At 78.6% G+C, this 2,597-nt stretch carries 2 protein-coding genes and 1 pseudogene; all 3 read left to right on the top strand.

The annotated features are described in order from the left end of the window. Positions 1-379, top strand: a pseudogene (locus F9B16_RS52095) (hypothetical protein); the annotation flags it as partial. A gap of 5 nt (positions 380-384) precedes the next feature. After that, positions 385-543 carry a VenA family class IV lanthipeptide gene (locus F9B16_RS52100; RefSeq protein WP_192809407.1) on the top strand — a complete coding sequence of 53 codons (159 nt, stop codon included), beginning with the start codon at positions 385-387 and terminating at the stop codon, positions 541-543. 228 nt (positions 544-771) lie between these two features. Next, the gene (locus tag F9B16_RS50060) at positions 772-2,589 is read left to right on the top strand and encodes an ABC transporter ATP-binding protein (protein ID WP_192809408.1); all 1,818 of its coding nucleotides are present in this window, start codon (positions 772-774) and stop codon (positions 2,587-2,589) included. The last annotated feature ends 8 nt before the right edge of the window (positions 2,590-2,597 follow it).

Genomic DNA, 2,597 nt, shown 5'->3' on the forward strand with positions numbered 1-2,597 from the left:
CTCGATCCTGTGGGCCGCGATGCTGCTCGACCACTCCGGCGCCGGCGAGGCGGCGGGCGGTTCGGCGGGCGGTTCGGCGGGCGGTTCGGCGGCGCGCGGCGCGGAACGCGACGTCCTGCGGGCGTGCGCCGCGCTCACGGCGCCGCTGCTGCTGGCGCACGGGACCCGCGACGAGGTCATCCCCGTCGCGCACTCCCGGGCGCTGCGGCGGCGCCTCCTCGAACTCGGCAGGACCGAAGGGGCCGGCCTCGACTACGTCGAGGTCGACGACGGGCACACCGCCGTCGTCCAGGCATGGTCCCCGGTCCTCCGGACGGAGGTGGTCCGCTTCTGCCTCGCGGCGGAGCGGATCTCGGCATCGACCGGCGAAGGGAGGTGAATCGAATGGAGAGCATCTTCGAGGGCGACCTCGTGGCGGAGCTGCAGGAACTGCCCGAGACCGACCCCATCGAGATCGAGGGCGTTCAGCTCAGCGGCACGTGCGCGTGCGTCGGCCTGCTGACCCTGCTGAACTCCGTGTGCGTCGGCATCTCCTGCGCGTGATGTCCGGCACCCTCCGCGGGCCAGGGCGCATGAGGTGACCCCCGTCCGCAGACACCGGTCACGGGCCGGCCGGAAGGCCGGTCCGTGACCGGACCCACTTGCCACTGTAACCCGGCGCCCGCCGAAACCCGAGCCCGCCGCAACCCGAGCCCCCGCAACCCTGTGCCCGCCGCAACCCTGTGGCCACCGCAACCCCATGCCCGCCGACAGCGAACGGAGCCGACGAGCGTGCCCGAGCCAGAGCCCGCCGCCGGCGGGTCCCCGCCGCTCGCGGGAGCGCCCGCCGCGCCCGCCGCGCTGCGCCGGGACGGGAGGCGGCTGCTGCGCGCGGCGGGGCGCCGCTTCCGCGCGCTCCTCGGCCTGCTGGCGGCCGTCACGGTCGTCCGGGTCGCGGCGACGCTCGCGACCCCGGTCATGCTCGGCCGGGCGATCGACGCGGTCCGCTCCGGCCGGGGCCTCGGCGCCGCCGTCGCCGGGCTCGCCCTCGTCCTGGTCACCGCCGCCCTCGCGGACGCCATCGAGGAACTCGCCGGCACCTACTGCGGCAGCCGCATCACCGCGTGGCTCCGGCACCGCCTCATCGGGCGGGTCCTGGAACTCGGCGTGCCCGGGCGGCGCCGCTTCCCCGCCGGGGACGTGCTGGCGCGGCTCACCGAGAGCGCGGGCGGCCCCGCCGCGTTCCCGGCCCTGCTGCTGTCCGGCGCCGCGACGCTGGTGACCACCGCCGGCGCCGTCGTCGCCCTCGGCCTCATCGACTGGACGCTCGCGCTGGTCTTCGCGCTCGGCGTCCCGCCGGCCGTGCTGGCGCTCCGGTTGTTCGTCGCCAGGGCCGGCGAGCCGTTCGCCGACTACCAGCGCCACCAGGCGGAGATCGGCACGCGGCTCCTCGACGCCCGGCAGGGCGCCCGCACCATCCGGGCCTCCGGCACCGCGGGCCGCGAGGTCCGGCGGATCCTGCTGCCGCTGCCGCTGCTCGGCGCGGCCGGGCGCCTGACCTGGGACGCGCAGGGGCAGGTCGGCTGGCGGCTCTCGCTGCTCGCGCCGCTGCTCCAGGTCGCGGTGGTCGGCGTCGCCGGGCTCCGCCTCGCGACCGGCGACGTCACGGCGGGCGGGCTCGTCGCCGCCGCGTCCTACACGTCCCTGGCGGCCGGCGCGGCGGCGCTGTTCGACACCTTCGTCGCGCTGCTGAACTGCGAGGTCGGCGCCGGACGCGTCGCGGAGGTCCTCGGCGCCGAGCCGGCCGTCCGGCCGCCGGCGCGGCCCGTCCCGCTGCCGGACGGCCCCGGCGCGCTGCGGCTCCGCGGCGTCACCGTCCGGGTCGGCGGCCGGACGGTGCTCGACCGCCTCGACCTCGCGGTGCCGCCGCGGACCGCCGTCGCGGTCGTCGGGACGTCCGGGTCCGGCAAGAGCGTGCTGGTCGCGACCGTCGCGCGGCTCGCCGACCCCGACGAGGGCCGCGTCGAACTCGACGGCGTGGACGTCGCGGACGTCGCGCTCCCGGAGCTGCGGCGCGCCGTCGCGTACGCCTTCGAGCGCCCCGCGCCGCTCGGCGCGACCGTCCACGACATGATCGCCTACGCGCGGCCCGGCGCCACCCGCGCCGAGGTCCGCCGCGCCGCCCGGACCGCGGCGGCCGACGGGTTCGTCCGGGCGCTGCCCGCCGGGTACGACACCCCGCTGGCGGAGGCGCCGATGTCGGGCGGCGAGCTGCAGCGGCTCGGGCTGGCCCGCGCGGCGCTGGCGGACGCGCGGCTCCTCGTCCTCGACGACGCCACCAGCAGCCTCGACACCGCGACGGAGATGCGCGTGACGCGGGCGCTGCGGGAGGTCCTCGCGGGACGCACCAGCCTGGTGGTGGCGCGCCGTCCCGCGACGGCGGCCCGCGCGGACCTCGTCGCCTGGCTCGACGCGGGCCGGATCCGCGCGCTCGCGCCGCATGCCGAACTGTGGGCCGACCCCCGGTACCGCGCCGTGTTCGCCGCCGAGCCCGGCGAGCCGCCGGACGCGGCGGTGCCGTACGCCGCCGCGCCGGGACCGGCCGCGTGACCGCCCCG

The organism is Actinomadura montaniterrae (assembly GCF_008923365.1).
Taxonomy (GTDB): domain Bacteria; phylum Actinomycetota; class Actinomycetes; order Streptosporangiales; family Streptosporangiaceae; genus Spirillospora; species Spirillospora montaniterrae.